General features: G+C 74.9%; 17 protein-coding genes. 8 read left to right on the forward strand and 9 right to left on the reverse strand.

Translation table 11 applies throughout. The features are described from left to right. Positions 1 to 25 precede the first annotated feature (25 nt). The gene (locus AC3ERT_RS19545) at positions 26 to 1861 is read left to right on the forward strand and encodes an HSP90 family protein (RefSeq protein ID WP_435175678.1); all 1836 of its coding nucleotides are present in this window, start codon (positions 26 to 28) and stop codon (positions 1859 to 1861) included. Continuing rightward, positions 1861 to 4971 (forward strand): hypothetical protein, encoded by a 3111-nt coding sequence (locus AC3ERT_RS19550; RefSeq protein ID WP_435175680.1) that lies wholly within the window; start codon positions 1861 to 1863, stop codon positions 4969 to 4971. The genes AC3ERT_RS19545 and AC3ERT_RS19550 overlap by 1 nt, the downstream gene beginning before the upstream one ends. A 122-nt stretch (positions 4972 to 5093) precedes the next feature. On the opposite strand, the gene AC3ERT_RS19555 is transcribed toward AC3ERT_RS19550, so the two are convergent. Then, entirely contained in the window at positions 5094 to 5858 is a 765-nt protein-coding gene (locus AC3ERT_RS19555; protein WP_335978723.1) for a Mut7-C RNAse domain-containing protein, read from the reverse strand. Positions 5859 to 5966: 108 nt separating this feature from the next. Between AC3ERT_RS19555 and AC3ERT_RS19560 the strand changes: the two genes are divergently transcribed. Then, positions 5967 to 6446 carry a GNAT family N-acetyltransferase gene (locus AC3ERT_RS19560; protein ID WP_435135801.1) on the forward strand — a complete coding sequence of 160 codons (480 nt, stop codon included), beginning with the start codon at positions 5967 to 5969 and terminating at the stop codon, positions 6444 to 6446. 14 nt (positions 6447 to 6460) lie between these two features. On the opposite strand, the gene AC3ERT_RS19565 is transcribed toward AC3ERT_RS19560, so the two are convergent. The 6 genes from AC3ERT_RS19565 to AC3ERT_RS19590 form a co-directional block, all read right to left on the reverse strand. Further along, entirely contained in the window at positions 6461 to 6724 is a 264-nt protein-coding gene (locus AC3ERT_RS19565; protein WP_335978725.1) for a LapA family protein, read from the reverse strand. A gap of 128 nt (positions 6725 to 6852) precedes the next feature. Continuing rightward, a complete protein-coding gene (locus AC3ERT_RS19570; RefSeq protein ID WP_335978727.1) occupies positions 6853 to 8118 on the reverse strand; it encodes a M14 family zinc carboxypeptidase in 1266 nt (421 codons plus the stop codon). A 527-nt stretch (positions 8119 to 8645) separates the two neighbouring features. Beyond that, positions 8646 to 9644: a S66 peptidase family protein gene (locus tag AC3ERT_RS19575; protein ID WP_435175682.1), complete on the reverse strand. Its 999-nt coding sequence runs from the start codon at positions 9642 to 9644 to the stop codon at positions 8646 to 8648. After that, positions 9641 to 11635: a prolyl oligopeptidase family serine peptidase gene (locus AC3ERT_RS19580; RefSeq protein ID WP_435175684.1), complete on the reverse strand. Its 1995-nt coding sequence runs from the start codon at positions 11633 to 11635 to the stop codon at positions 9641 to 9643. Before AC3ERT_RS19580 ends, AC3ERT_RS19575 begins: the two co-directional genes overlap by 4 nt. Then, on the reverse strand, positions 11632 to 13020 hold the full coding sequence (locus AC3ERT_RS19585) for a M20/M25/M40 family metallo-hydrolase (RefSeq protein WP_435175686.1): 1389 nt from the start codon (positions 13018 to 13020) through the stop codon (positions 11632 to 11634). Before AC3ERT_RS19585 ends, AC3ERT_RS19580 begins: the two co-directional genes overlap by 4 nt. Beyond that, a complete protein-coding gene (locus AC3ERT_RS19590) occupies positions 13013 to 13849 on the reverse strand; it encodes a M55 family metallopeptidase (protein WP_335978735.1) in 837 nt (278 codons plus the stop codon). Before AC3ERT_RS19590 ends, AC3ERT_RS19585 begins: the two co-directional genes overlap by 8 nt. Positions 13850 to 14373: 524 nt before the next feature. Between AC3ERT_RS19590 and AC3ERT_RS19595 the strand changes: the two genes are divergently transcribed. Beyond that, on the forward strand, positions 14374 to 16080 hold the full coding sequence (locus tag AC3ERT_RS19595) for an MFS transporter (RefSeq protein WP_435132027.1): 1707 nt from the start codon (positions 14374 to 14376) through the stop codon (positions 16078 to 16080). A gap of 283 nt (positions 16081 to 16363) precedes the next feature. Here the strand turns inward: AC3ERT_RS19595 and AC3ERT_RS19600 are convergent, their stop codons facing one another. Together AC3ERT_RS19600 and AC3ERT_RS19605 are read right to left on the reverse strand one after the other, a co-directional pair. Next, complete coding sequence (locus AC3ERT_RS19600; RefSeq protein ID WP_435175705.1) at positions 16364 to 18724, reverse strand: MFS transporter; 2361 nt, start codon at positions 18722 to 18724, stop codon at positions 16364 to 16366. 406 nt (positions 18725 to 19130) lie between these two features. Further along, positions 19131 to 19574, reverse strand: coding sequence for an SRPBCC family protein (locus tag AC3ERT_RS19605; RefSeq protein ID WP_335978739.1), 444 nt, complete (start codon positions 19572 to 19574; stop codon positions 19131 to 19133). A 171-nt stretch (positions 19575 to 19745) separates the two neighbouring features. Here AC3ERT_RS19605 and AC3ERT_RS19610 point away from each other — a divergent pair, with 171 nt between their 5' ends. The 4 genes from AC3ERT_RS19610 to AC3ERT_RS19625 all read left to right on the forward strand — a co-directional run bounded on the left by AC3ERT_RS19610 (position 19746) and on the right by AC3ERT_RS19625 (position 24669). After that, on the forward strand, positions 19746 to 20864 hold the full coding sequence (locus tag AC3ERT_RS19610; RefSeq protein WP_435132032.1) for an Rv2578c family radical SAM protein: 1119 nt from the start codon (positions 19746 to 19748) through the stop codon (positions 20862 to 20864). A gap of 19 nt (positions 20865 to 20883) precedes the next feature. Next, positions 20884 to 21414, forward strand: coding sequence for a GNAT family N-acetyltransferase (locus AC3ERT_RS19615; protein ID WP_435132035.1), 531 nt, complete (start codon positions 20884 to 20886; stop codon positions 21412 to 21414). 332 nt (positions 21415 to 21746) lie between these two features. Then, positions 21747 to 23699, forward strand: a complete 1953-nt coding sequence (locus AC3ERT_RS19620) for a 3-hydroxyacyl-CoA dehydrogenase family protein (RefSeq protein ID WP_435175689.1) — start codon at positions 21747 to 21749, stop codon at positions 23697 to 23699. Positions 23700 to 23880: 181 nt separating this feature from the next. Continuing rightward, entirely contained in the window at positions 23881 to 24669 is a 789-nt protein-coding gene (locus tag AC3ERT_RS19625) for a TetR family transcriptional regulator (protein WP_335978747.1), read from the forward strand. Positions 24670 to 24739: the final 70 nt, after the last annotated feature.

Raw genomic sequence — 24739 nt, forward strand, 5'->3', positions numbered from 1 at the left:
ACCCCTTTGACGACAAGGCTCCTCGGTGTCCGACGACGCACAGACCACCCACACCTTCCAGGTCGACCTGCGCGGCCTGGTGGACCTGCTCTCCCACCACCTCTACTCCAGCCCCCGGGTGTACCTGCGCGAGCTGCTGCAGAACGCGGTCGACGCGATCACCGCGCGCCAGGCGGCGGACGCGGCGGCGCCGGCGCGGATCAGCGTGCGGGCCGGCGACGGGCGCCTGACCGTCACCGACACCGGCATCGGGCTGACCGAGGCGGACGTGCACCGCTTCCTCGCCACGATCGGCCGCAGCTCCAAGCGCACCGCCGCCGGGCCGCTGGACGGCGACCAACTCGCCGCGGCCCGCAACGACTTCATCGGGCAGTTCGGCATCGGCCTGCTCGCCTGCTTCGTGGTCGCCGACGAGATCACCGTACGGACCCGGTCGGCCGCCGACCCGGCGGCGCCCGCGGTCCAGTGGCGCGGCAGGTCAGACGGCCGCTACACGATCAGCCTGCTGCCCGCCGCCGAACTGCCGGAGCCGGGCACCACCGTGACGCTGGTGCCGCGCGCCGACGCCACGGAGTGGACCTCCCACGACCGGGTCGTGGCGCTGGCCCGGCACTACGGCAGCCTGCTGCGCCACGAGGTCACGGTGGCCGACGAGCGCGGCTCCGTGATCCGGATCAACGGCACCCCGCCGCCGTGGCAGGCGTCCCACCCGTCGGTGTCGGCCCGCCGGCAGGCGCTCGCCGACCACTGCCGGACGGTGTTCGACTTCGTGCCGCTGGACAGCATCGAGCTGGACCTGCCGGTGGTCGGCCTGCGCGGAGTCGCGTACGTGCTGCCCACCTCGGTGCACCCGTCGCGGCAGGCCGGGCACCGGGTGCACCTGAAGGGCATGCTGCTGTCGGACCAGGCGCCCGAACTCCTCCCGGAGTGGGCGTTCTTCGTACGGTGCGTGGTCGACGCCGACAGCCTGCGGCCCACCGCCTCGCGCGAGGCGCTGTACGAGGACGAGACGCTGGCGGCGATCAGGGACGCGCTCGGGGCGCGCATCCGGGACTGGCTGACCGGGATATCGGCGAGCGACCCGGCGCTGCTGCACCGGTTCATCGCGGTGCACCACCTCGCGGTCAAGGCGCTGGCCCGCTACGACGACGCGCTGCTGCGGCTGCTGCTGCCGTGGCTGCCGTTCGAGACGACCGACGGGCAGGTGACGCTCGACGAGTTCGCCCGCAGCCACCCGGCCGTGCTGGTCACGCAGACCGTGGAGGAGTTCCGCCAAGTGGCGCCGATCGCGGCCGCGGCCGGGCTCGGCGTGGTCAACGGCGGGTACGCGTACGACCGGGACCTGGTGCACCGGCTGCCGGAGGTGCGGCCGGGCACGTCGGTGGTCGACCTCGACCCGGCGACGGTCACCGCGCACCTGGACGCGGTGGACCCTTCGGCGGAGCTGGCTGCGGCGGCCTTCCTGCACACCGCGCGCGAGGTGGTGGCGCAGTTCGACTGCGACGTGGTGCTGCGGGCCTTCCACCCGGTGAGCGCGCCCTCACTGCTGCTGGACAACCGCGAGGCCCGGCACGAGCGGGCGCGCGGCGAGCTGGCCGGGCAGGCGGACGGGCTGTGGGCGGACATCCTCGGCTCGCTGCGGGCCGAGGCGCCGCGCGCGCAGCTCGTGCTCAACCACCTCAACCCGCTGGTGCGCAGGGCCGCCTCGATCAGCGAGCCGGGCCTGGCGACCACCGCGGTCGAAGCGCTCTACGGGCAGGCGCTGCTGCTGTCCCGGCGGCCGCTGCGCGCCTCGGAGAGCGCCCTGCTGAACCGGGCCTTCATCGGCCTGCTGGACCACGCGATGCACGAGGAGCGGTGATGCTGGAGACCTCGGAGGCCGTCTTCGACGCGCTGCGGGAGAACAACGAGCGGCCCTTCGGACGGCAGCGCACGCTGCGCGCGGAGGAGCTGGCCGAGGCGGCCGGGCAACTGGCGGACCGGGGCGCCCTGGTGACCGCGCTGTTCGAGCTGATGTCCGCGTACACGTGGGCGGGCGAGGAGCGGAAGTCGCCGGTCGTCTTCGCGCGGCTGGTGCGGATGTGGGACGAGCACCCGGCCGACTTCAGCGACTGGGAGGAGCACCAGCTCTACTGGCGCTACAAGTGGGTGACGACCGCGCTGCTCCAGGTGCCGGACGTGCCGCTGGCGGCGGTGGAGCGGTGGACCGAGGAGATGCGGGACCGCTACCAGGCCGCCGGGCACGGCCTCCAGCCGGTGCTGGCGATGCGCTACCACATCGCCGAGCACACCGGCGCGGGTCTCGACGAGGCGTACGACCTGTGGGCGACCCGGCCGCGGACCGACCTGAGCGACTGCGAGGCGTGCGAGACCCGGCACCGGGCGCTGTACCACCTGGCGTCGGGTGACGAGGAGCGGGCGCTGCGGGAGTGGCAGCCCGTACTGGCGGGCGGCCAGACCTGCATGGAGGAGCCGTACGTCAGCATGGCGCACGCGCTGCTGCCGCTGCTGCGCGCCGGGCGGCTGGACGAGGCGCGCTCGCACCACCTGGTGGGCTACCGCTTCGCCCGCGGCAAGCCGGACATGCCCTACGCGCTCGGCCTGCACCTGGAGTTCTGCGCGCTCACCCGCAACGAGGCGCGCGGGCTGGAGCTGCTCGCCGAGAACCGGTCGATGTTCGACGTGGTGGGCTCGCCGCTGGACCGGCTGAACTGGCTGACGGGTGTGGAGGCGCTGCTCGCGCGGCTCGCCGCGCAGGGCCACGGCGCGCTGGCGGTGGCCGGTCCGCCCGGCCGCGCCTGGACGGTGGACGCGCTGCTGGCGCATGTCCGGCAGGAGGCGGAGCCGCTGGCGGCGGCGTTCGACCGGCGGAACGGCACGGCGGCGGTCGGCGCGCGGCGGCGGGAGCGGCTGGCGCGGCGCCCGCTGCTGGAGGAGCCGCTGGCGCTGGGCGTGCGGGCGGCGGCGCCGCTGGCTCCGTCGGCGGGGGCGGCGGGGGCGGCGGGGGCGTCCGGGAGCACGGAGCCCGGCAGTACGGCTCCCGGCGGCGCGGCCCGCACGGAGGGCGCACCCGCCGGGGCGGTCCCCGCGGACTTCGCCGAACTGGTGCTGCACGTCAGGGCGTTGGCGGCGGACGGCCGGCCCGACGCGGACCCGCTGTGGGACCGGATCGGGGCCCGGGCGGCCGAGCCGGGGTACGTCCATGACGAGGCCGCGCTCGGCCCGGAGCAGGTGCTGACCGCCGAACTCGCCGAGCACGCCGGGTTCGACGGCCTCGACCGGGAGCAGTGGGCGCGGGCCCGCGCGGAGTTGCTGCGCGCCGCAGAGCTGTACGAGGCGGCGGGGCTGTCCGGGCGGGCGGTGACGGCGCGGGCCAGGGCCGCGGTCGCGGTGTTCGCGGCGGCCGACCCGTCGGCCCCGGCCGGCACCACCGAAACCGCCGATGCCGCCGATGCCGCCGATGCCGCGGACGCCGCCGAAACCGCGGACGCCGCCGAGGCCCCCGCTGCGGCCGACGCCGGCGCCGTGTCCGGCCTGCCCGGCCCGGCTGCCGCACGCGCCGAACTCGACGCCGAACTGCGGCTCGCGGCTGACCTGTTGGCCGAGGAACGCATCGCACCGGACCGCTACCTCGCGGTCCTCCAGTGCGAGGCCATGACCCGGCGGCGCCAGGTGATCGACGAGCTGCCGGCGCCGGGCGAGGCCGCGCGGGCCGCGTTCGACGCCGCCGTGGCGCGGCTGATCGGGGAGGCGGCCCGCCTCGACGTGCCGGCCCGGGCGTCGGCCGCCCGGCAGTACGCCGCCGACGTAGCCATGCGGCTGGGCGACTTCCGAACGGCCGAGGCGGAGCTGGCCGGCGCGATCGAACTGCTGGAGGGCGCCGGCCAGTTGTGGCGCACCCCGCGGGCGCTGGCGCTGCTCGCCCAGGTCCGGCTGCACGGCGGCGCGCCCGGCGAGGCGGTCGCGCTGCTGCACCGGGCGCTGTCGGCCGCGACGCGCTGGCCCGACCGCTCCTTGCACCTGGGGCCGCTGCACGCGCTGTTGGGGCACGCCTACGGCCGCGACGGCGACGCGGCGAGCGCGATCCGGCACCTGTCGGAGGCGGCGGACCGGATGGACCGGGACGGCGCGGACCAGAGCGCCGCGCAGGTCCGGGTCGAGCTGGCCGACCTGCTGACCGCCGAGGGCCGCCCGGCCGACGCGGTCGCGGTGCTGGAGTCGGTGACGCTCGGCGACACCGCCGGGATCGACCGCCGGCTGCTCGCCCAGATCCGGCTGGACCTGGGCCGCGGGCTCGCCGCGCTCGGCGAACTGCGGGAGGCGGCGGCCGAGTTCGTGTCCCTCGCGGACACCGTCGCCGCCTGGGAGGGCGACCGGGGCACGCACACCCTCGTCGCCTGCGAGGCCGCGGTGGCCCTGGCGCGGTCCGGCCAGCAGGCGGCCGCGCGCGGCGCGTACGAGCGGGCCGTCGCCTCCCACGCGCGCGGCCCGCGGCCGGCTCCGCTGGCCGCCATGATGCGCGAGTTCGCCCGCCTCGCGATGGAGGCCGACGACACCGAGGGCCTGCCGGCCGCGCTGCGCCACCTGGCGGCGGCGGACGAGCTGTGCGCCGAGGTCCCGCCCGGCACGCCGGACTTCGCGCACTGGTACCACAGCGGCGCCACCGCCTACCAGCGCGGACGCGCCTACGCCGCCGCCGACGCGTACGACGAGGCCCTGGCCGCCATGGAGCAGGCGATCGAGGCGTACGCCGAGGGCGGCCGGGCGGGCGAGGAGCCGCGGGCGGAGGCGGTGCGGATCGCCGCGCTCATCGAGGGCAACGCGCTGGGCGACGTGCCCGCGGCCACCGCCCGCCTCGCCGCGGCGATCGAGCGCTGCACCGCGGCGGAGCTGCCCGAGGCCGCCGAGGCGCTGGCGTCCGTACGGGACGGGCTGGCGGCGCAGCGGCAGCAGGGGGCGGACGGCGGCTGAACGGGGCGGCGCCGGCCCGTACGCGGGTCGGCGCCGCCGCGGGCCGCGAGGGCCGGACCAGGTCGGACCGGGTCGATCCGGGCCGATCCGGGCCGCCCCGGATCGACCCGCCCCGCCGCGGGTCAGGCCGCCGGGCCCGGGGCGGCCGGCGCCGGGCCGTACTCCCGCATCGCCCACTCCACGACCGCCTCCAGGTGGGCGTGGTGGGCGCCCTTCCAGTACACCCGCTCGCAGGCGGTGCAGCGGGCGAAGACGTCGTAGGACTTCTGGGTGCCGTCGCGCAGGCGGTCGCGCACGGTGTCCTTGTCCGCGGCGACCAGCGGGCCGTTGCAGGCCACGCAGCGGGTCCAGGGGGCGAGCGGGGGCGCGAACCGGCCGAGCACGTCGCTCAGTTGCTCCTGCGGGCGGTCGCTGTAGACGTAGCCGCCCGCGAAGATCTCCCGGCGGCGCAGCAGCCCGCGGTCGCGGGAGAGCATCACGCGCCGCTCCTGCGCGGAGCGGCGGGCGAGGGCCGGGTCGCCGATGTCCTCGTTCTCGTACGCGGCGTCGACGCCGAGCAGCCGCAACCGGCGGGCCAGCGTGCCCAGGTGGACGTCGAGGAGGAAGGCCGGCGGGCCGGGGATCTGCTGCGGCCGCCGTACCGCCTCGATCGCGATCTCCTCGCCCGCCGCGGGCACGTGTCGTGCCGGCACCCGGCGGCCGCCGGCGCGCAGGGCGCCCACCTCGGTGAGCGGGATGCCCAGCGACTCCACCACGTGCCCGAGCGAGGACATGCCGTCCGTCACCACCTCCGCGGCGCTCCCCCGGTACCCGGCGGCCACGAAGACATGCAGTTCAGGGGCGATGCGCACGCTGATCCGCGGCTTGTCCGCGGTGTTCTGGCTCACGTCCCCAGCATCCCACCGCCCCGCGCCCGCCTTCCACGCCTTTCCGCGCCGCTGTCAGCACCAGACCGCCCTTTCGGACCTGTCGGCGGGTCCGCCTACGATGGCCGCATGGAGATCAGGACGACCCGCTTCGACCACCCGGACGCCATACGTCTCAACGACCTGGTGCAGCTGGAGTACGCGGAGCGGTACGGCGACGGCGACGCGACGCACATGGCCGCCGACCACTTCGACCCGCCGCGGGGCCTCTACCTGCTGGGGTATGACGCCGACGGCAAGCCCGTGGCCAGCGGCGGCTGGCGGGCGCAGGACGATGCGGCCGAGGGCTTCACGGCCGGTGACGCGGAGATCAAGCGGATGTTCGTGGTGCGGTCCGCGCGCGGGCGGGGCCACGCCCGGGCGATGCTCGCCGAGCTGGAGGCGACCGCGGCGGCCGCCGGCCGGACCCGGATGGTGCTGGAGACCGGGCAGAAGCAGCCCGAGGCGATCGCGCTGTACACGTCGTGCGGGTACGTCCCGGTGGGCGGCTTCGGCCACTATCGCGACGAGCCGCTGAGCGTCCACTTGGGCAAGCCGCTCGCGGGCTGACCGGCGCCGGGCGGTCACCGCCGGGCGCGCCGCCTGCTGCGCCTGCCGCTCCAGGCGGCGAACAGCCCGCACAGGACGCCCGCGACGAAGGTGATCAGCAGCGCCGACCACAGCGGCATCCGCACCACCGGCCCGATCAGCCGGATCGGCACCTCCCGGGTGTTCTCGAAGATGAACACGAGCGCGAGCACCGCCAGCACCAGCGCGGCGATCCGGCGCGGCGTCATCGCCTCCCGCCACCGGCCGCGGGTGGGCCGGTCCGCCCTGTCGGCGCTCATCGCGCTCACCTGCCTCCGGTCCGCGGGACGCCCCCTTCGGTCCATGGTCACCGCAGGGGCGGCCGCACGGGCCGGGAACTACTCCGAACAGGTGACGGCGGCCCGGCCACCGCCCGGGGCGCGCCGCCTCACGGCCGCAGCTCCTCGTAGACGGCCATCACGCTGCGCGCCTGCTGCTCGACCTGGTCCGCGACCGGCACCCAGCGCGGCCGGTAGGCGGCCTCGTACGCCGCGCACCAGGAGTCGACCAGGCCCGTCACGGCCGGCAGCGCCGCGATCCGGCGCAGCATCGCGGCCGCGCGCAGCGGGATGCGCTGGGCGTAGACCTCGATGCTGGTGACACGCGCGGTGGTCATCTCCGGCAGCGGCCAGGCGTCCGCGGGGCGCACCGCGGGGTCCCACTCGGCGCTGAGCTGCGGGCCGATGCCGACGAGTTCGCGCACGGTGCGCAGCATCGGGCTGTCGGCGCCAACCAGCCGCGGGTCGATCCGGTCCAGCAGCCGCGCGACGGTCGGCAGGTCGCGGCGCAGCGCGGCGCCGGCGACGCGCAGGGCGCGGTCGGCGTCGGGGTGGGGGGTGGTGTCGGCGGCGCGGTCGCAGGCCCACATGGGCACCTCGACGACCGCGGTCACCCCGTCGTACCGCCCGGCGTGCGCCCAGGTGGAGTGGGCGCCGTCGCCGGCGGCGGAGGCGGGCGGCATGACGTAGACGCCGGGGCCCGGGCTGGGCCACTGGAAGGCGTCCGAGGAGCCGCTCTCCAGCGGGATGTCGAGTTCGGCGGCGGACTTGGCGATCCGCTCGGGGACGCCGGGCACGTCCCGGGTGAGCTGGACGAAGCTGCCGCCGACGTCGATGCCGTGCAGGGAGCACTGGAGCACCGGGCGCAGCCGGTCGAGGAGTTCCACCAGGGTGCGGGTCTCGGGCAGGGCCGCGGAGCGCACGGCCCCGTCGGTGGGCAGCCACTCGGGCTGTTCGGCGGCGCACGGCCGGAAGAAGTGCTCGTAGTGCCGGCGCAGGGTGTAGGGCCCGGTCAGCCAGGGCTCGTTGAGGGCCGCGCCGTCGGGGTCGATGCACAGCAGGAAGTGCCAGGTGCTGCCGTCGCCGGCGCCGGCGCGGCAGGACTCGGCGATGCGTTCGGCCAGTTTCAGGCTGGTGGCGCCGCCCACCGCGGCCTCGTTGGCGTGCGGTCCGGCCACCACCAGGACGTTGCGCGGTCCCTGGCCCACCGTCAGCAGCTGGAGCGGGCGTCCCGCCCGGGACCGGCCGACCTCCGCCAGACGGCACAGCCCCTGATATCTCCACGTGAGACGACGAGCACTCTCGGTGATTTCGCCCGTCGTCGGATAGCGCTCTTCCGTCACCGCAACCCCCTGCCGCGGACCCCCGAGCCGCACCCCGCATGACGGCTTCGAGTTCGGTTCCGTCAGTAGGTCACGCCCCCGCGAAGGTGTCAACGGTGCTACCGGCGCCGCTCCCGGGCCGGGTCGGGACGCCCGTCGCCGGACCGGACCCGGAGGCGGGCGCCCGGGGCCGGGTGCACCGCGTCGGGACGGGGCGCATGCGTGCCCGGGTGCGCCCGGCGCGCGCCCCGGGGTCCGCGCCACACCGGATAGGACCCGAGCCGCATGCCGAACGCGCAGCTCAGCGGGGTCCTGCGGGTGCTCGCGCCGTGCCCCGGGCGGTGCGCCGGAGCGCGCCGCCCGGCCGCTTCCGATCGGGCCCGGGGCGGCCCGCCGCGGGCCCGTCCGGCAGCGCCCGTACCGCCGGTAGCGGCGCCGCCGGACAGCTCCCGCACAGCCGGGACACAGCCCCGCCCCCGCACCCGCCGTGACCGGACGATATACGGCAGATACGCCGGTCCGCGGTCGGCGACCACCGCAGCCCCCGTACGCAAGGCCCGCCCGGGGCGGGCCTTGCGCCCTCACGCCAGCGCGGGCACCCCCATGCTCAGGACCGGGCCGGGCGCCGCCGGGTCGCCGGGCGCGGGCGGCGGCGCGTCGAGGACCGCCGGGACGCCGAGCGGCATCGTGAGCGTGGACGCGCAGTGCCCAAAGCCGAACTCCTCGACGATCGGCACCCCGAGCGGCCCGAGCAGGTCCACCACGAGGTCGCGCACCGCCTCGTACGGGCCGCACTCCGCCCAGGAGCCCAGCACGACACCGGCGACCCCCTCGAACCAGCCGGCGCGCAGCAGCTGGGTGAGGTAGCGGTCCAGCCGGTACGGCTCCTCGCCGACGTCCTCCAGCAGCAGGATGCCGCCGGCCGCCGACGCGCGGGCGTACGGCGTGCCCAGGTCGGCGGCGAGCAGCGACAGGCAGCCGCCGAGGGTGACGCCCTCGGCCCGGCCGGGCACGAGCGTGCGGGCCCCGGCGGGGGCAAGCACCTGGACCGACTCCGGCTCGAACAGGGTGCGGCGCAGGCCCTCCCGGGTCGGGGCGTCGTCGAGGAAGGTGGCGGCCGCGGCCATCGGGCCGTGCACGGTGGCCAGGCCCAGCCGGGTGGCCACCGCTTCGTGCAGGGCGGTGATGTCGCTGTACCCGATCAGGGCCTTCGGCGGTGCGGCCCGCAACTCCTCCCAGTCGAGCAGGTCGACCATGCGCTGCGCGCCGTAGCCGCCGCGGGCGCAGAGCACCGCGGTGGTGGCCGGGTCGCACCAGGCGTCCTGGAAGTCGTCCGCCCGGGCCGCGTCGTCGGCGGCGAGGTAGCCGCTGCGGTGGCCGTCCAGGACGTGCGGGGCCACCTGCGGCACCAGGCCCCAGCCGCGCAGCACCTCCAGGCCCGCGTCGAGCCGGTCGGCCGGTATCGGGCCGCTGGGGGCCACCACCGAGATACGGTCGCCCGGGGCGAGCCGCCGCGGGCGGATCAGCGCGGGCACGGGGACGCCCACGGCGTCGGCGACGCGCCTGAGTCGTTCGGTCATGTGGTCAGCTCCAGGACCGGCACCCCGTCCGGGGTGAAGCCGAAGACCTGCCCGTACAGGGACAGTTCGGCCTCCAGGCAGGTCACCATGGTGTCGAGGCGGCGGAAGCCGTGGCTCTCCCCGGCGAAGGCGCGGTAGGCGTGCGGGATGCCGCGCCCGGCGACTGCGGCGAGGAACCGCTCGCACTGCACCGGCGGGCAGATCACGTCGTCGAGCCCCTGGAGCAGCAGGAAGGGCACCGCGATCCGGTCGCTGCGGGTGATCGGCGAGCGCTCGCGGTACCGCTCGGGCACCTCGTCGACCGGGCCGACCAGCGACTCCAGGTACTGCGACTCGAAGTCGTGGGTCTCGCCGCCCTGCTTCGACCAGCCGAGCAGGTCCAGGATCGGGTAGATCACGGTGCCGCAGGCGTAGGTGTCGGTGCTGGTCAGCGCGGCCGCGCTGGTCCAGCCGCCGGCGCTGCCGCCGCGGATGGCGAGGCGCCGCGGGTCGGCGGCGCCCTCGGCGACCAGTCCCTGGGCGACCGCCGCGCAGTCCTCGACGTCCACCACGCCCCACTGCTCACGCAGCCGGTTGCGGTAGGCGCGGCCGTGGCCGGTGGAGCCGCCGTAGTTGACCTCGGCGACGCCGATACCGCGCGAGGTGAAGTAGGCGATCTCCAGGTCCAGCACCATCGCCGCGCGGCTGGTCGGCCCGCCGTGCACCCAGATCACATACGGTCCGGGGCCCTCGGCGCGGAACTGCGGGTGGCGCGGCGGGTAGAGGTGGGCGTGCACCTCGCGGCCCCCGGGGCCGGTGAAGGTGCGGGCGACGGGCTCGGGAAGGTAGGCGGGGTCCACGGTGTCGTGGTGCGCGTTGCCGATCACCTGGGTGCGGCCGGTGGCGGTGTCCAGCTCGATCACCTCGTAGGAGGTGCGGGCGCTCGCGGCGATGCCGATCACCCGGCCGCCGGTGGCGGCGAGCGTCGGGTTCCACTCCGTCCACGGGCCGGGGGCGTCGGCGACCTCGCCGGTGGCGGTGTCGAGCAGGCCCAGCCGGGGGGCGCCCACGCCGTGCAGCACCGCGACCAGGCCGCCGTCCAGCGGCAGGAACCAGCGGTGGCCCAGCTTCCACAGCGCGCCGGCGAACTCCTCCTCGCGCGGGCACAGGGCGGCCGCGGCACCGCTGTCCGGGTCGATCCGGTGCAGGTTCCACCAGCCGGTCCGGTCGGTGGCGGCCAGCAGGCTGCCGTCGGGCGCCCACTCGACCTGCGGGACGGACTCCTGCGGGCCGCCGATCAGGGTGCGGGCCGGGCCGAAGACGCCGTCGGCGCCGACCTCGGCGACCCGCAGCTCGGTGCCGTCCCACGGCATCAGCGGGTGGTCCCAGGCGAGCCAGGCCGCCCGGCTGCCGTCCGGCGACAGCCGCGGCCCCGTGACGAACCGGTGCCCGGCCGTGGCCAGTTCGCGGACCGCGCCGCGGTCCTCGGCGGCCGAGCCGTCCAGCGGGACGGCCGCGGGCACCCGGCGCACGTCGGACGGGCCGTCGCCGGTGAACTCCTCCAGCACGCCCCAGACCTCGCCGCGCTCCGGGCTGATCGTCAGATCCGCCCAGCGCAGGCCCTCGCCGACCGGCGAGAGGGGGGTGAGCGGTCGGGGGGTGCGGTCCGGCCCGTCCGGGCGGAAGGCGTACAGCCGCTGGTCGGCGTGGTGGGCGAAGACGATCAGCACGGAGCCGTCGAGGACCGCGCCGGCCCAGGGGGTGCCGCCGTACTCGATGACGCGGCTGCGGACGTTCCAGGGCGCGGGCAGCGGGCACTGCTCGGTGCCGTCGGGCAGGCGGCGGACCAGCGCGCGCCGGCCGCCCTCGGCGGGCCGGGGCGCGGTCCACCACACCTCGTCGCCGACGACGCCCACGAACTCCGGGCTGCCGTCGTGGGAGGCGGCGGTGGCGGCGTCGATCGGCGACGGCCAGCTGCCGTAGCCGACGGCCTCGCGGTCGGTGGTGGTCATCGGGCGCCCTCCCCTGCGGTGGTGGCGGGTGCGCCGGTGCGGCGCAGGAAGCGGTCCAGCACCTCGACGCCGAAGTGCAGCGCCTCGACCGGGACGTGCTCGTCCACGCCGTGGAAGAGGGCGTTGTAGTCGAAGCCGGGCGGCAGCTTCAGCGGCGAGAAGCCGTAGCCGACGATGCCCAGGCGGGAGAACTGCTTGGCGTCGGTGCCGCCGGACATGCAGAACGGCAGCACGTGCGCGCCCGGGTCGAAGTGCTCCAGGGACTCGCGCATCGCCGCGAAGGTGGGCGAGTCGACGGGCGCCTGGAGGGCGACCTCGCGGTGGTGGTACTCCCAGTCGACGCCGGGCCCGGTGAGGCGGTCCATGGTGGTGGTGAACTCCTCCTCGCCGCCGGGCAGCACCCGTCCGTCGACGAGGGCGGTGGCGGTGCCGGGGATCACGTTCACCTTGTAGCCGGCCTGGAGCACCGTCGGGTTGGAGCTGTTGCGGACGGTCGGCTCCACGAAGGCGGCGGCCGGGCCGAGCCGGGCGAGCAGGGCGTCGATGCTGTCGGGGTCGGTGGCGCCGTCCCCGTCGGTGACGCGGTCCAGGTCGATGTCCACGCCCTGGATCGCGGCCAGTTCGAGGAGTGCGGCGCGCACGGTGCCGGTCAGGCGCAGCGGCCAGCGGTGCTCGCCGATCCGGGCGATGGCCGCGGACAGGCGGGTGACGGCATTGGCGCCGTTGACCTTCGAGCCGTGGCCGGCCTTGCCGTGGGCGGTGAGCTTCAGCCAGGCGGTGCCGCGTTCGCCGGCGGCGACCGGGTACAGGCGCAGGCCGTCGCCGGCGTGGAAGGTGTAGGCGCCGGACTCGCTGATGCCCTCGGTGCAGCCTTCGAAGAGTTCGGCGTGCTTGTCGGCGAGGAACCCGGAGCCGTAGGCGGCGCTGTCCTCCTCGTCGGCGGTGAAGGCGAGCACGATGTCGCGGGCCGGGCGGTGGCCGGCGCGGGCCCAGGCGCGGACGGTGGCCAGCACCATCGCGTCCATGTTCTTCATGTCGATGGCGCCGCGGCCCCAGACCACGCCGTCGCGGATCTCGCCGGAGAAGGGGTGGACGCTCCAGTCGGCGGCCTCGGCGGGCACCACGTCGAGGTGGCCGTGCACCAGGAGGGCGTCGGCGGACGGGTCGGTGCCGGGGATGCGGGCGACCACATTGGCCCGGCCGGGGGCGGACTCCAGGATCTGCGGCTCGATCCCGGCGTCGGAGAGGTGCCCGGCGACGTATTCCGCGGCGGGGCGTTCGTTGCCGTCCCCGCCGCCGCGGTTGGTGGTGTCGATCCGGATCAGCTCGGAGGTGAAGCGGACCACCTCGTCGAGCGCCTGCGGGTCGACGGACTGCTCAGCCATACTGCTCCTCCACGGCCTGCGAAACGAGAGTGGTGACCGCCTTGAAGGCGCGGATCGCCTCGTACATCGTCGGCAGGGTGTAGGACACCCGCCGCTCGCCGGTGCGCTCGACACCGGGGACCACGGTGGCGGCGCCGGCCAGGTGCACCGCGTCGAACTCCAGCTCCACCGTGTAGGGCCCGGCGTCCGCCGGGGTGTGCTTGACGGCGAGCGCGGCGGCCGACGCGGCGGCGGCGCGGATGTCGGCGGCGGTGCGCGCGGGCGGGCGGCACACCGCGGCGTACCGCGAGACGTAGTCCTTGACGGCCACCGTGTGCGCCTGCGGGGCGTACCCCCGGGCGTCGATGCCGGTGCGGTCGTCGCCGGTGACGAGCACCACCGGCACGCCGTACTCCGCCACCACGAGGGCGTTCAGCCGGCCCTCGCTGGCCTGCTCGCCGTTGACCCACACGCCGGTGATGGAGTTGGCGAGATAGGTGTGGGCGAGGACGCCCTCGGTGCCGGCGCCGGTGTGGTAGCCGACGAAGGCGATGCCGTCCACGTCGCCGTGCTGGACGCCCTCGACCATCGACAGGTCCTTGTGGCGGCCGGTGAGCATCTGGGCGCGCTCGTCGAGCTTCTCCAGCAGGAGGTTGCGCATGGACCAATGGGCTTCGTTGACAAGGACCTCGTCGGCGCCGCCGTCGAAGAAGCCGGCGATCGCCGCATTGACGTCGGACGTGAACATATGGCGGCAGCGCTGCCACTGCTCGCTGCCCGGCAGAACGTCGGCCGGCCACGTCACGCCGGTCGCGCCTTCCATGTCCGCCGAGATGAGGATCTTCGTCATGAGCGTCACGTTACGCGGCCGTCGGACACCCGTGCCAGGCCCCCTGGCCGCCCTGTGGAAAACGTCAGTGGACTGGACCAATTCACGGCCCCCGCCGACCCGTCGCCGACCTTCCGGAATCGCCCGTTTCACCCTCGCGACCAGCGGCTTTCCCGCACCCCGCCGCCACCGCTCCAGCGCCGCGAACTCGGCCGCCGGCGGCGGTTGTTCACCGGTTGCCGGACGCGTCGGGACCCGCTCGGCGGCGCTGTGCGGCCGGGTGCGGGCAACCCGCTTCGGCCGGCCGGCCACCGTGCGTGAGGACCGGGAAATCAGTGGCGGATCACGCCGGTCCGTGATTCGTTGGCCTTGTCCCGCGTCCGCCGCGGGAGACCGTACGAAACCGGGCACGCCCGCACGAGGGCAACCGTCGCGAGCGTGCTAGCGTCCAAAGTCTGTGTTCGAACTCCTGTCACGGCGGGGGTCCGGCCCCGCCGGACGGGACCCGGCCGGGGCACTCCGCACCCGCTACCGGAAGAGGCCACGTGACCACCTGGCAGCCCGCGCGCGTCGCTGTCGCCCGCGGACCGAGGGGCCTGCTGCGGCGGGTCGACCTACGCCACCCGGTGGCCGTGGCCACCTTGCTGGCCGCCGTGCTGCACGTGCTGTGGGCGCTGTACCTGGCCAAGGACTCCGGCGACATGGCCGCCCAGTACGCGTGGACGGAGTTCATAAAGGCCCACCCCTCCGCGTCGTACAACCTGTCCTGGTACGGCGGCATGCACCCGGCCTCGTACAGCATCCTGTCGCCGTACATCATGGCCGCGCTCGGGGTGCGGATGACCGGGGTGATCGCCGGCACCCTCACCGCGACCTTCTCCGCGGCGCTGCTGATGCGGTCCCAGGTGAAGCGGCCGCTGGTGCCGGTGCTGTGGACGACGTTCGCTCTTTGGGGTGATGTCGTCTCCGGCCGGGTCACCTTCGCGCTGGGCATGCTCTTCGCGGTGGTCGCCACCCTGGCGCTCTACCCCGGGGAGCGCACCACGCGCGGCCGCTCGCCCCGGCTGGTGCTGGCCACCGCGATGGCGGCCTTCGCCACGATGTGCAGCCCGGTCGCCGGGCTCTTCCTGCTCGTGGTGGCCGCGGCGCTGTTCCTGACCGGCCGCCGCAAGGACGCGTACATCCTGGCCGCGGCTCCCCCGGTGGTGGTCGGGGCGACCTCGCTGCTCTTCCCGTTCTACGGGGTGCAGCCCTTCAAGTGGTACTTCGCCATCATCCCGTTCGGGGTCTCGGTGGCGACCGCGCTCGCGGTGCCCAAGGCATGGAAGGCCATCCACCTGGGCTCCTGGGTGTACGCGCTCGGCGTGGTGCTGACGTTCATCGTCCCCTCGCCGATCGGCAGCAACGTCGAGCGGCTCGCGCTGCTGTACGGCGGCACCATCCTGCTGATCGTGGCGATGGCCAGCACCTGGGGCACCAAGCGGTCGCTGCTGGTGTGGCTGGCGTTCGCCGGGACCGCGTCGTGGCAGATCGCCAAGCCGATAGTGGACCAGGTCACCACCGCCTCGACCTCCTCCTCGGTGCAACACGCGTCCTCGCTCATCCACGAGCTGCACTCCCTGCACGCCGACCGGGGCCGCGTGGAGGTGGTGCCCCTGCGGTCGCACTGGGAGGCCTCCGGGCTCTCGCCCTACGTCAACCTCGCCCGCGGCTGGAACCGGCAGGCCGACGTGGAGCGCAACCCGCTCTTCTACGACGGCACGCTCACCGCGGACACCTACCGGGACTGGCTGCGGCGCTGGAGCGTGAACTACGTGGTGCTGCCCTCCGTCGCGCAGCCGGACGGCGCGGCCGTCGCCGAGGCGAAGCTGGTGGCCGCGGGGCAGCCGTGGATGACCGAGGTCTGGCACGACACGGACTGGCAGGTGTACTCCGTCGCCGGGGCGGACCCGATGGCGGACCCGCCCGCGGTGGTGGACCAGGCCGGGCCGGCCGAGCTGACCGTCACGATGCCGAACAGCGGGTCGGTGCTGCTGCGCATCCCGTGGTCGCCCGTCCTCGGGATCGAGGGGGCAACCGACAACGACAGCGGGTGCCTGGCGCCGGACGGCGACTGGACGCGGCTGTACGCGCCCAAGGCGGGCACGTACAAGATCGGCGGGACCTATGCGCTGATCCGCGGCACCCAGTGCGACAAGGCGCAGATCGAGGACGGGACGGGGCGCAAGCCGACGTCCTCCTCCGGAGGCTGAGCCGTCCCGCCCGGGGTGCCCCTGCGGCACGGTTCCCGGATCTTACGGTCCGTCCGGGCTTGTCGCGCAGTTCCCCGCGCCCCTGGGCGCGTGACAGCTCCTTCCGCACGAAGGGCCCGCACCGGCAGGGGCGCGGGGAACTGCGCGCCCAACAGGCCACCGGGCGGCAGCCGGAAACCCGCCGGCAGGGCAACGGCGGGATGCCGCAGACCCACCGGCGGGTGGTCCCGGAACCGGCAGCACGTGGCGGCCCGGGGGGGTTGGTTCGGGCCGCCCGCAGGGGCTAGTCGGCGTGGCCGAGTTGGAGGTCGCGTTCGGTGCGGCCGCCGCCGGCTACTTGGAGGACGGTGGCCACGGGCGGGTAGCCGGCGGCGATGACGGTGTACTCGCCGGCCGCGAGGTCGACGAAGCGGAAGTGGCCGTCGGGGCCGGTGGTGACGGAGTCCACGACGTTGCCCGCCGCGTCGAGGAGGGTGACGCGGGCGTCCTCGACGAGGCGGCCGCCGGGGGCGCGGACGATGCCGCGCAGGGAGGCGCCGCCGGCGAGTTCGACGTCCTGCCGGGTCTCGCGGGATGCCTGGACGGTGACGGGGAGGGCCGCCGGGCGGTAGGCGGGCGCGCTGGCGGCGAGGGTGTACTCGCCGGCGACGAGCTCGGTGAGCGTGTAGACGCCCTCGCGGCCGCTGCGGGAGGTGGCGACGACGTCGCCGCGCACGTCGGTGAGGGTGACGATCGCGTCGCGCACGGGGGTGCCGTCGGCGGTGTGCACGGTGCCGGCCAGCCGGCCGGCGCCGCCGAGGACGACGTCGAGCTCGACCGGGTGGTCGCCGACGGCGACGGTGACGGCCTGCGGCTGGTGCCCGCCGGCCGCGGCGATCAGGACGTAGCTGCCGGCTCCGGGGGTGCTCAGGGCGTACCGCCCGTCCTCGGCGGTGGCGCCGCGGCCCACCTGGCGGCCGGAGCCGTCGATGAGGGTGAGCGCGGCGCGGCCGACGGTGGTGCCGTCGGAGTGCTGGACGGTGCCGCAGACGGGCACGCCGCCCTGGCCGCGCCGGGCGCCGGGCACCGGCTGTTCGGGGACCGGCCCGGGGTTGACCGTGGTGGTCGTGGCCGTGGGGCCCGCGCCGTACAGGGGGTCGTGGCCGGACTCGTAGGGGGTGTCGTACCCGGGGTCGTAACCGGGTTCGTACGCCGCCTGAGCGGCGGGGCCGTGCTGGGTCACCAGGGGTTTCTCCTTGAGCAGGAAGGTGATGATGAAGCCGAGGACGAGGACCGGCACCAGGTAGAGGAAGATCCGCGGCATGGCGTCGGAGTACGCGTGCACGTATCCGTCGCGCAGGGACGCGGGCAGGGTGCGGACCAGTTGGGGGGTGACCGACTCGGGGTCGGGCAGTTTGACGCCGTGCGGCAGGTCGGCGGCGAGTTGGTGGCTGAGGCGGTTGGCGAACAGGGTGCCGAAGACGGCCGCGCCGACCGAGCCGCCGATCTGCCGGAAGTAGTTGTTGGCGCTGGTCGCCGACCCGATGTCGGCGGGCCGCACCGAGTTCTGCACGGCGAGCACCAGGACCGGGAGGATCAGGCCGATGCCCAGGCCCAGGACCGCCATGTAGACGCTGTACTCGGGGCGGCCGGTGCCGGCGTCCAGCCGGGAGAGCAGATACATGCCGATCGCGGACAGGGCGCTGCCGACGAGCGGGAAGATCTTGTAGCGGCCGGTGCGGCTGATGAGTTGGCCGCTGCCGATGGAGGCGACGACGACGCCGAGCATCATCGGGAGCATGAGCAGCCCGGACCCGGTGGCGCTGGCGCCGTCGACCATCTGCAGGAACGTCGGCAGGTAGCTGGCGGCGCCGAAGAGCGCGACGCCGACGACGGCGCCGATCAGCGCCGAGGTGTTGAACACCCCGTCGCGGAAGAGCCGCAGCGGGATGACCGGCTCCGCGGCGAACCGCTCCACGAGCACGAAGAGCAGCACGCACACGATGGTGCCCGCGCCGAGCCCGAGGATCTCCTTGGACCGCCAGCCGTAGGTGGAGCCGCCCCAGGTGGTCAGCAGCACCAGGCAGGTCGAGCCGGCCGCCAGCAGCAGGGCTCCGATGACGTCGAGCCGGGGCCGGGCGGTCGGCTTGGGCAGCTTGAGCACCAGGCTGACGACCAGGAGCGTGACCAGCCCGAAGGGCACGTTGACCGAGAAGCACCAGCGCCAGGAGGCGTGGTCGGTGAAGAAGCCGCCCAGCAGCGGTCCGGCGACCGAGGCGACACCGAAGGCGGCGCCGATCAGGCCCATGTACCGGCCGCGTTCGCGGGGCGGCACGATGTCGGCCATGATCGCCTGCACGCCGATCATCAGCCCGCCGCCGCCGATGCCCTGGACCGCGCGGAAGGCGATGAGTTCGTTCATCGTCTGGGACCAGGCGGCGAGCGCCGAGCCGATCACGAAGGTCAGGATCGCGAACTGGAAGACGCTCTTGCGGCCCAGCAGGTCGCCGAGCTTGCCGTAGATCGGCAGGCCGATGGTGGACGACAGCAGGTAGGCGGTCACGACCCAGGACATCCGGTCCAGGCCGTGCAGTTCGCCGACGATCTTGGGCAGCGCGGTCGCCACGATCATCTGGTCGAGAGCCGCCAGCAGCAGGGCGAGCATCAGTCCCAGGAAGACCAGCCGCAGCCGGCGGGGGGACAGGCCGCCCGGCGCCGCGTCCGGGCCGCCGGCCTGCGCGGCAGCCGCGCGCTCCGCCCCGCCCACCGCACCGCCCGGCGCGCCCTGCGCCTCCTCCCCCGCCTGCTCCTTCGGCGGTGCCCCGCCCAGGACTTCACCCAGGAACCCGCCCGGGCGGGGCTCCCCCTGCCGCTCGATCAGTGTGCCGCCGCTCACTGCCACTCCCCTCGTGCCACCTGTTCCGCCACCGTCTCCCGCCATGAGGCGACAACGACGGACGGACCCGGTGTGGTCTCAGGAAGTCGGCGAATTCACCCTTATCGGTGAATGGTCGCGAAACCGGGCGAGCACCGCGGGAGTTACTGCTCCGCGGCGGCGGAGCGCGGCGGGGTCAGCCCTCCACCTCGGCGGCGAGGTTGGCGAGCACCTGGTCGTGGATCGCGTTGAGCCCCTTGGGGGCGAACGTCCGCTCGAAGAAGCCGCCGACGCCGCCGGCACCCTGCCAGGCGGTCGCGTTGACCACCTTGCTGCTGCCGTCGCCGGCCGGGGTGACCGTCCAGGTGGTCACCATCGAGGAGTTGCGGTCGGTCTCGACGAGCGTGCCCTCCGCGGGGGCGGTGACGTCGAAGAGGCAGTCGCGGACCCGCTTGCTGGTGGCCTGGAGCTTCCAGTGCACGACGGTGCCCGCGCCCTCGCCGCCCTCGCGGACTTCGTACTCGCTGTACTGACCGGGCAGGACCCGGCCGCGGGTGCCGGCGTAGTCGGCCAGCGCGGCGAACACCCGCTCCGGCTCCGCCGCGACGATCCGCTCCGTGGTGGCCTCGACCAGCGCCATGAATTCTCCTCGGGTCCATGCCCGTTGGGGCATCGGGGGTTCGTGGTGCGCGCACCTGCGGCGCGCGACACACCAGCCAACCACACTCGCTTATCGAATCTGTGTTCTATTGTGGTGTGGAGGGCGGCCACGAGACCGCCGGTGGGGGCCGGACGACGGAAGGAGGGCGCGATGCGCTGGGACGGGCTGAACGCCGAGGACTCCGCGGGGGCGCTCTTCGGGACCTCGGCGGTGACGACGCGGACGTTCGACACCCCGGGATTCCGCGGCATCACCTTCCACGAGGTGCGCGCCCGCTCGATCCTCAACCGGGTGCCGGGCACCTCGCGGATGCGGTTCGAGTGGACGGTCAACCCGTACCGCGGCTGCTCGCACGCCTGCGTGTACTGCTTCGCCCGCAAGACGCACAGCTACCTCGACCTGGACACCGGGCACGGCTTCGACTCGCAGATCGTGGTGAAGGTCAACGCGCCGGAGCTGCTGCGCCGCGAACTGGCCGCGCCGCGCTGGCAGGGCGACCACGTCGCCATGGGCACCAACGTGGACTGCTACCAGCGCGCCGAGGGCCGCTACCGCCTGATGCCCGGGATCATCACCGCCCTGCGCGACCGGGCGAACCCCTTCTCGATCCTCACCAAGGGCTCGCTGATCCTGCGCGACCTCGAACTGGTGCGGCAGGCCGCGAGCGTCACCGACGTGTCCATAGCGCTGTCGATCGGCTTCCTGGACGGCGAGCTGTGGCGCAGCGTGGAACCGGGCACGCCTTCCCCGGAGACGCGGCTGGCGGTCTGCCGCACCCTGAGCGACAACGGCATACCCACCGGGGTGCTGATGGCCCCGGTGCTGCCCTTCCTGAGCGACTCCCCCGGCCAACTCCGCGCGGCGGTACGGGCGATCGCCGCGGCCGGCGCCACCTCCGTGACCCCCCTGGTGCTGCATCTGCGCCCGGGCGCACGGGAGTGGTACACCGCCTGGCTCCAGCGCCACCACCCCCACCTCGTGCGGCGGTACGAAGCGCTGTACGCGGGCGGCTCGTACGCGCCGAAGTGGTACCAGCGGCAGGTCACGCGCCAGGTGCACGAGTTCGCGGCGGAGTTCGGCTGCGGCCCGGCCCGCCTCGGCGCCGCGCGCGGCCTGGCGGCGGCCGGGGAAGCGCCCCCGGCGGGCCCCGGGGAGGCGTCCGAGGCAGCCAGGACACCCACGGAACCCACGGCACGGAGCACGGCGGAGCCGCCCGCCGGCGCGCCCGGTCCGGGGGCGCCGGAAAACACGCAGCTCACCTTGATGTGACCTGCCTAGAATGCGGCGCATGGTGCGGGTCAGGGAGATGAGCGAGCCGGACGTGGCGGCGGTGTCGGCGATCCGCGTCATGGGCTGGCGGCACGCCTACGCCGGACTGATACCCGCCGGCCACCTCGACGCGATGGACCCGGTCGCGGACGCCGTGCAGCGCCGCGAGTGGTTCGTCCGCTCCGCCGGCCGCGTGCACAACCTGGTCGCCGAGGAGACCGCCGGCGACGGCACGCCCGCGCTCGTCGGCTGGGCCTCGTTCGGGCCCTACCGGGGCGAGGACACCGGCACGGCCGCCGGGGAGCTGTACGCGCTGTACGTACGGCCGGACCGGATCGGTACCGGCGCCGGGCGCGCGCTGACCGCGGAGGCGGTCCGGCGCTCGGCCCAACTCGGCCGCACCCGGCTGTCGTTGTGGGTCCTGACCGGCAACACCCGGGCCCGCCGCTTCTACGCCGCCGCCGGCTTCCTGCCCGACGGCGCGACCATGACGGAGCTGTACGACGGCGTGCCCGTCGAGGAGACCCGCTACACCCGCGCCCTGCCGTAGGGGTGCGCCCGGCGCGCGACACCCGGCGTGACAGATGATCGATATTCGCTCATCTGTGAGTAACGTACATCACCTGTGCAGAAGACTGGCGGGCAAGTTACCCGCGGGTTACAGTCGAGGGACCCGCCGGCGACCGGTGAACCGGGCGCTGGGCGGACGCCGTTGTCGGTTCGGCACTTTGCGGTGTGGCCCCGGGACAGGGCCCCGCCGACGCACGCGGGCGCACACGCGCCGGCCCTTGGCCGCGATCAAGCCCGCGACTCCACTTCATCCTTCCTGCCGTGCGCCCGCGCGCTGCGCGGCGCGGCTCCCGCCATCCCTGGAGTCACGCGATGGACCGTCCCTCCACCCCGTCCGCGGCCGATCCGGCCGCAGTCCCCGCCCAGGCGTCCGCCAAGCCCTCCGCCCGGCCCGCCGCCGCGGTGTCGCCCGGGTCCGCGCGCCCCGAACCGTCCGCGCGCCCCGAACCGTCCGAGCAGCCCGCCCTGCCCGCCGTGGTGGCCGTGATCGGCCTGGGCACCATGGGCGCCGGCATCGCCGAGGTGCTGGCGTGCGCCGGCCACGAGGTGGTCGGCGTCGACATCGACGACGCGGCCGCCCGCCGGGCCGTCGCTGCGCTGGAGACCCGCACCGCCCGGCAGGTCGAGCGCGGCCGGCTGACCGCGGCCGAACGGGCCGACGTGCTCGCGCGGTTCCGCACCTTCCCCGAGCTGCGCGCGGCCGCGGCCGCGGACCTGGTGATCGAGGTGGTCGCCGAGCGCTATGACGTCAAGCGCGAGGTGTTCACCGCGCTGGACCGCATCGCCAAGCCGGAGGCGATCCTCGCGACCGGCACCAACGCGCTGTCGGTGACGCGGCTGGCGGCCGAGACCGGGCGGCCGGACCGGGTGCTGGGCCTGCACTTCTTCACCCCCGCGCAGGCGATGAAGCTCGTCGAGGTGGTCTCCACGGTGCTGACGGCGCCCGAGGCGACGCGGACGGTGACCGCGCTGGTGCGCAGCCTCGGCAAGGAGCCGGTGCCGGTCGGCGACCGCGCGGGCTTCATCGCCGACGGCCTGCTGTTCGGCTACCTCAACCAGGCCGCGGCGATGTACGAGGCGCGGTACGCCGCCCGGGAGGACATCGACGCGGCGATGCGGCTGGGCTGCGGGCTGCCGATGGGCCCGCTGGCGCTGCTCGACCTGATCGGGGTGGACACCGCCACCACCGTGCTGGAGGCGATGTACGAGGCGAGCCGGGACCGGCTGCACGCGCCCGCGCCGGTGCTGCGGCAGCTCACGGCGGCCGGGCTGCTGGGCCGCAAGTCCGGGCGCGGCTTCTACAGTTACGCCTCCCCCGGCTCCGGCACGGTCGTCGCCGACGCCGAGACGCCGCCCGAGCGGGGCGGCGGCGCCCGGGGCCGTACGGTCCGCTCGGTCGGTGTGGCGGGCTCGGGCACCATGGCGACGGGTATCGCCGAGGTGTTCGCGAAGGCCGGGTTCGACGTGGTGCTGGCGGCCAGGACACGGGAGAAGGCGGAGCGGGCGGCGGCGCGGCTGGCGGGGTCGCTGGAGCGCTCGGTGGCCAAGGGGCGGCTCACCGCGCAGCAGCGGGACGCGGCGCTGGCGCGGGTGGCGCCCACCGGGTCGTACGAGGCGTTCGCGCGGGTCGACCTGGTGGTGGAGGCGGTCGCGGAGGACCTGTACGTGAAGCAGGAGCTGTTCCGGGTGCTGGACAAGGTGTGCCGGCCGGGCGCGGTGCTGGCGACGACCACGTCCTCGCTGCCGGTGGTGGCGATCGCGCGGGCCACGGCGCGGCCGCAGGACGTGGTGGGGCTGCACTTCTTCAACCCGGCGCCGGCGATGAAGCTGGTGGAGGTGGTGCGGACGGTGCTGACCGCGGCGGACGTGGTGGCGACGGCGCACGAGGTGAGCGGGGCGCTGCGCAAGCACCCGGTGGACTGCGGGGACCGGGCGGGCTTCATCGTCAACGCGCTGCTCTTCCCGTACCTGAACAACGCGGTGAAGATGGTGCAGGACCACTACGCGACCGTCGACGCGGTCGACGCGGCGATGAAGCTGGGCGGCGGCTACCCGATGGGGCCCTTCGAGCTCCTGGACGTGGTCGGGCTGGACGTCTCCCTGGCGATCGAGCAGGTCCTGCACGACGAGTTCCGCGACCCGGGCCTGGCCCCGGCCCCCCTGCTGGAACACCTCGTCTCGGCGGGCTGCCTGGGCCGCAAGACCGGCCGCGGCTTCCGCGAGTACGGCCCCTCTTTCGCCGCCACCTCGCCTCCGGGCGCTTAGACCCGGTGTCGACAGTCGACCATGCTCGATTCCCTCGTGCCTCGGGAAACTCCGCGTGGTCTCCCTTTCGACACCGGCGCGCCCTTCGGCTCGGTGGCTACTCCGGCCGACCGCAGGACGTATCCGTGCCCCGGGAGGCGGCCCGTCGATCGCCCGCGACCGTACGTGTTACGTTCCCCGCATGCCTGAGAGTGTGAAGTCCGCCACCGAGAGCGCGAGCGGCCGCCGCGCGGCCGCTCAGCGCCAGCGGGTGCGGCAGGACATCGCGTCGGCGGCGATGCGGCTGTTCGCGACTCAGGGCTACGAGGCCACGACGGTGGACGAGATCGCCGCGAGCGCGGGTGTGGCCCGCCGTACCTTCTTCCGGCACTTCCGGTCGAAGGAGGAGGCGATCTTCCCGGACCACGACGACACCCTGGTCCGGGTGCAGGCGGTGCTGGACTCCGCCGACCCGCACGAGCACCCGTTGGACACGGTCTGCCGCGGCATCACCGAGGTGCTGCGGATGTACGCGAACGTGCCCGAGATGTCGGTGGAGCGCTACCGGCTCACCCGTGAGGTGCCGACCCTGCGGGAGCGGGAGATCGCGTCGGTGGCCCGGTACGAGCGGCTGTTCACGCGTTACCTGCTGGGCCACTTCGACGAGGGGGCGCACCGCGACGGCGACGACGACCCGCTGCTGGCGGAGGTGGCCGCCTCCGCGGTGGTCGCGGCCCACAACCATGTGCTGCGGCGCTGGCTGCGGGCGGACGGCAAGGGCGACGTGGAGGCGCAGCTCGACCACGCCTTCGACGTGATCAAGACGACGTTCGGCACGGGGATCGGCGCGGGCCGGATACCTTCGCGGGCCGGCGCCGGCACCACCACGTCCGTCTCGCGGCAGGGCGAGGTGGTGGTGGCGGTGGCCCGGACGGACGCCTCGCCGGCGGAGATCCTGCGCAGCATCGAGGAGGCGCTGCGCAAGGCGTAGCGACCGCCGACGCCCCCCACGACCCACACCCCCTGCGACCCCGCACAACGGCCGCCCGGCGCTTCCCGGG

The organism is Actinacidiphila sp. bgisy145 (assembly GCF_057708125.1).

What these genes read in the sequence shown, in the direction of transcription:
- AC3ERT_RS19550 (WP_435175680.1), top strand. Translation starts at nt 1,861, where the DNA reads ATGCTGGAGACCTCGGAGGCCGTCTTCGACGCGCTGCGGGAGAACAAC.
- AC3ERT_RS19560 (WP_435135801.1), top strand. Translation starts at nt 5,967, where the DNA reads ATGGAGATCAGGACGACCCGCTTCGACCACCCGGACGCCATACGTCTC.
- AC3ERT_RS19565 (WP_335978725.1), bottom strand. Translation starts at nt 6,724, where the DNA reads ATGAGCGCCGACAGGGCGGACCGGCCCACCCGCGGCCGGTGGCGGGAG.
- AC3ERT_RS19575 (WP_435175682.1), bottom strand. Translation starts at nt 9,644, where the DNA reads ATGACCGAACGACTCAGGCGCGTCGCCGACGCCGTGGGCGTCCCCGTG.
- AC3ERT_RS19580 (WP_435175684.1), bottom strand. Translation starts at nt 11,635, where the DNA reads ATGACCACCACCGACCGCGAGGCCGTCGGCTACGGCAGCTGGCCGTCG.
- AC3ERT_RS19585 (WP_435175686.1), bottom strand. Translation starts at nt 13,020, where the DNA reads ATGGCTGAGCAGTCCGTCGACCCGCAGGCGCTCGACGAGGTGGTCCGC.
- AC3ERT_RS19590 (WP_335978735.1), bottom strand. Translation starts at nt 13,849, where the DNA reads ATGACGAAGATCCTCATCTCGGCGGACATGGAAGGCGCGACCGGCGTG.
- AC3ERT_RS19600 (WP_435175705.1), bottom strand. Translation starts at nt 18,724, where the DNA reads ATGCTCGCCCTGCTGCTGGCGGCTCTCGACCAGATGATCGTGGCGACC.
- AC3ERT_RS19605 (WP_335978739.1), bottom strand. Translation starts at nt 19,574, where the DNA reads ATGGCGCTGGTCGAGGCCACCACGGAGCGGATCGTCGCGGCGGAGCCG.
- AC3ERT_RS19610 (WP_435132032.1), top strand. Translation starts at nt 19,746, where the DNA reads ATGCGCTGGGACGGGCTGAACGCCGAGGACTCCGCGGGGGCGCTCTTC.
- AC3ERT_RS19615 (WP_435132035.1), top strand. Translation starts at nt 20,884, where the DNA reads ATGGTGCGGGTCAGGGAGATGAGCGAGCCGGACGTGGCGGCGGTGTCG.
- AC3ERT_RS19620 (WP_435175689.1), top strand. Translation starts at nt 21,747, where the DNA reads ATGGACCGTCCCTCCACCCCGTCCGCGGCCGATCCGGCCGCAGTCCCC.
- AC3ERT_RS19625 (WP_335978747.1), top strand. Translation starts at nt 23,881, where the DNA reads ATGCCTGAGAGTGTGAAGTCCGCCACCGAGAGCGCGAGCGGCCGCCGC.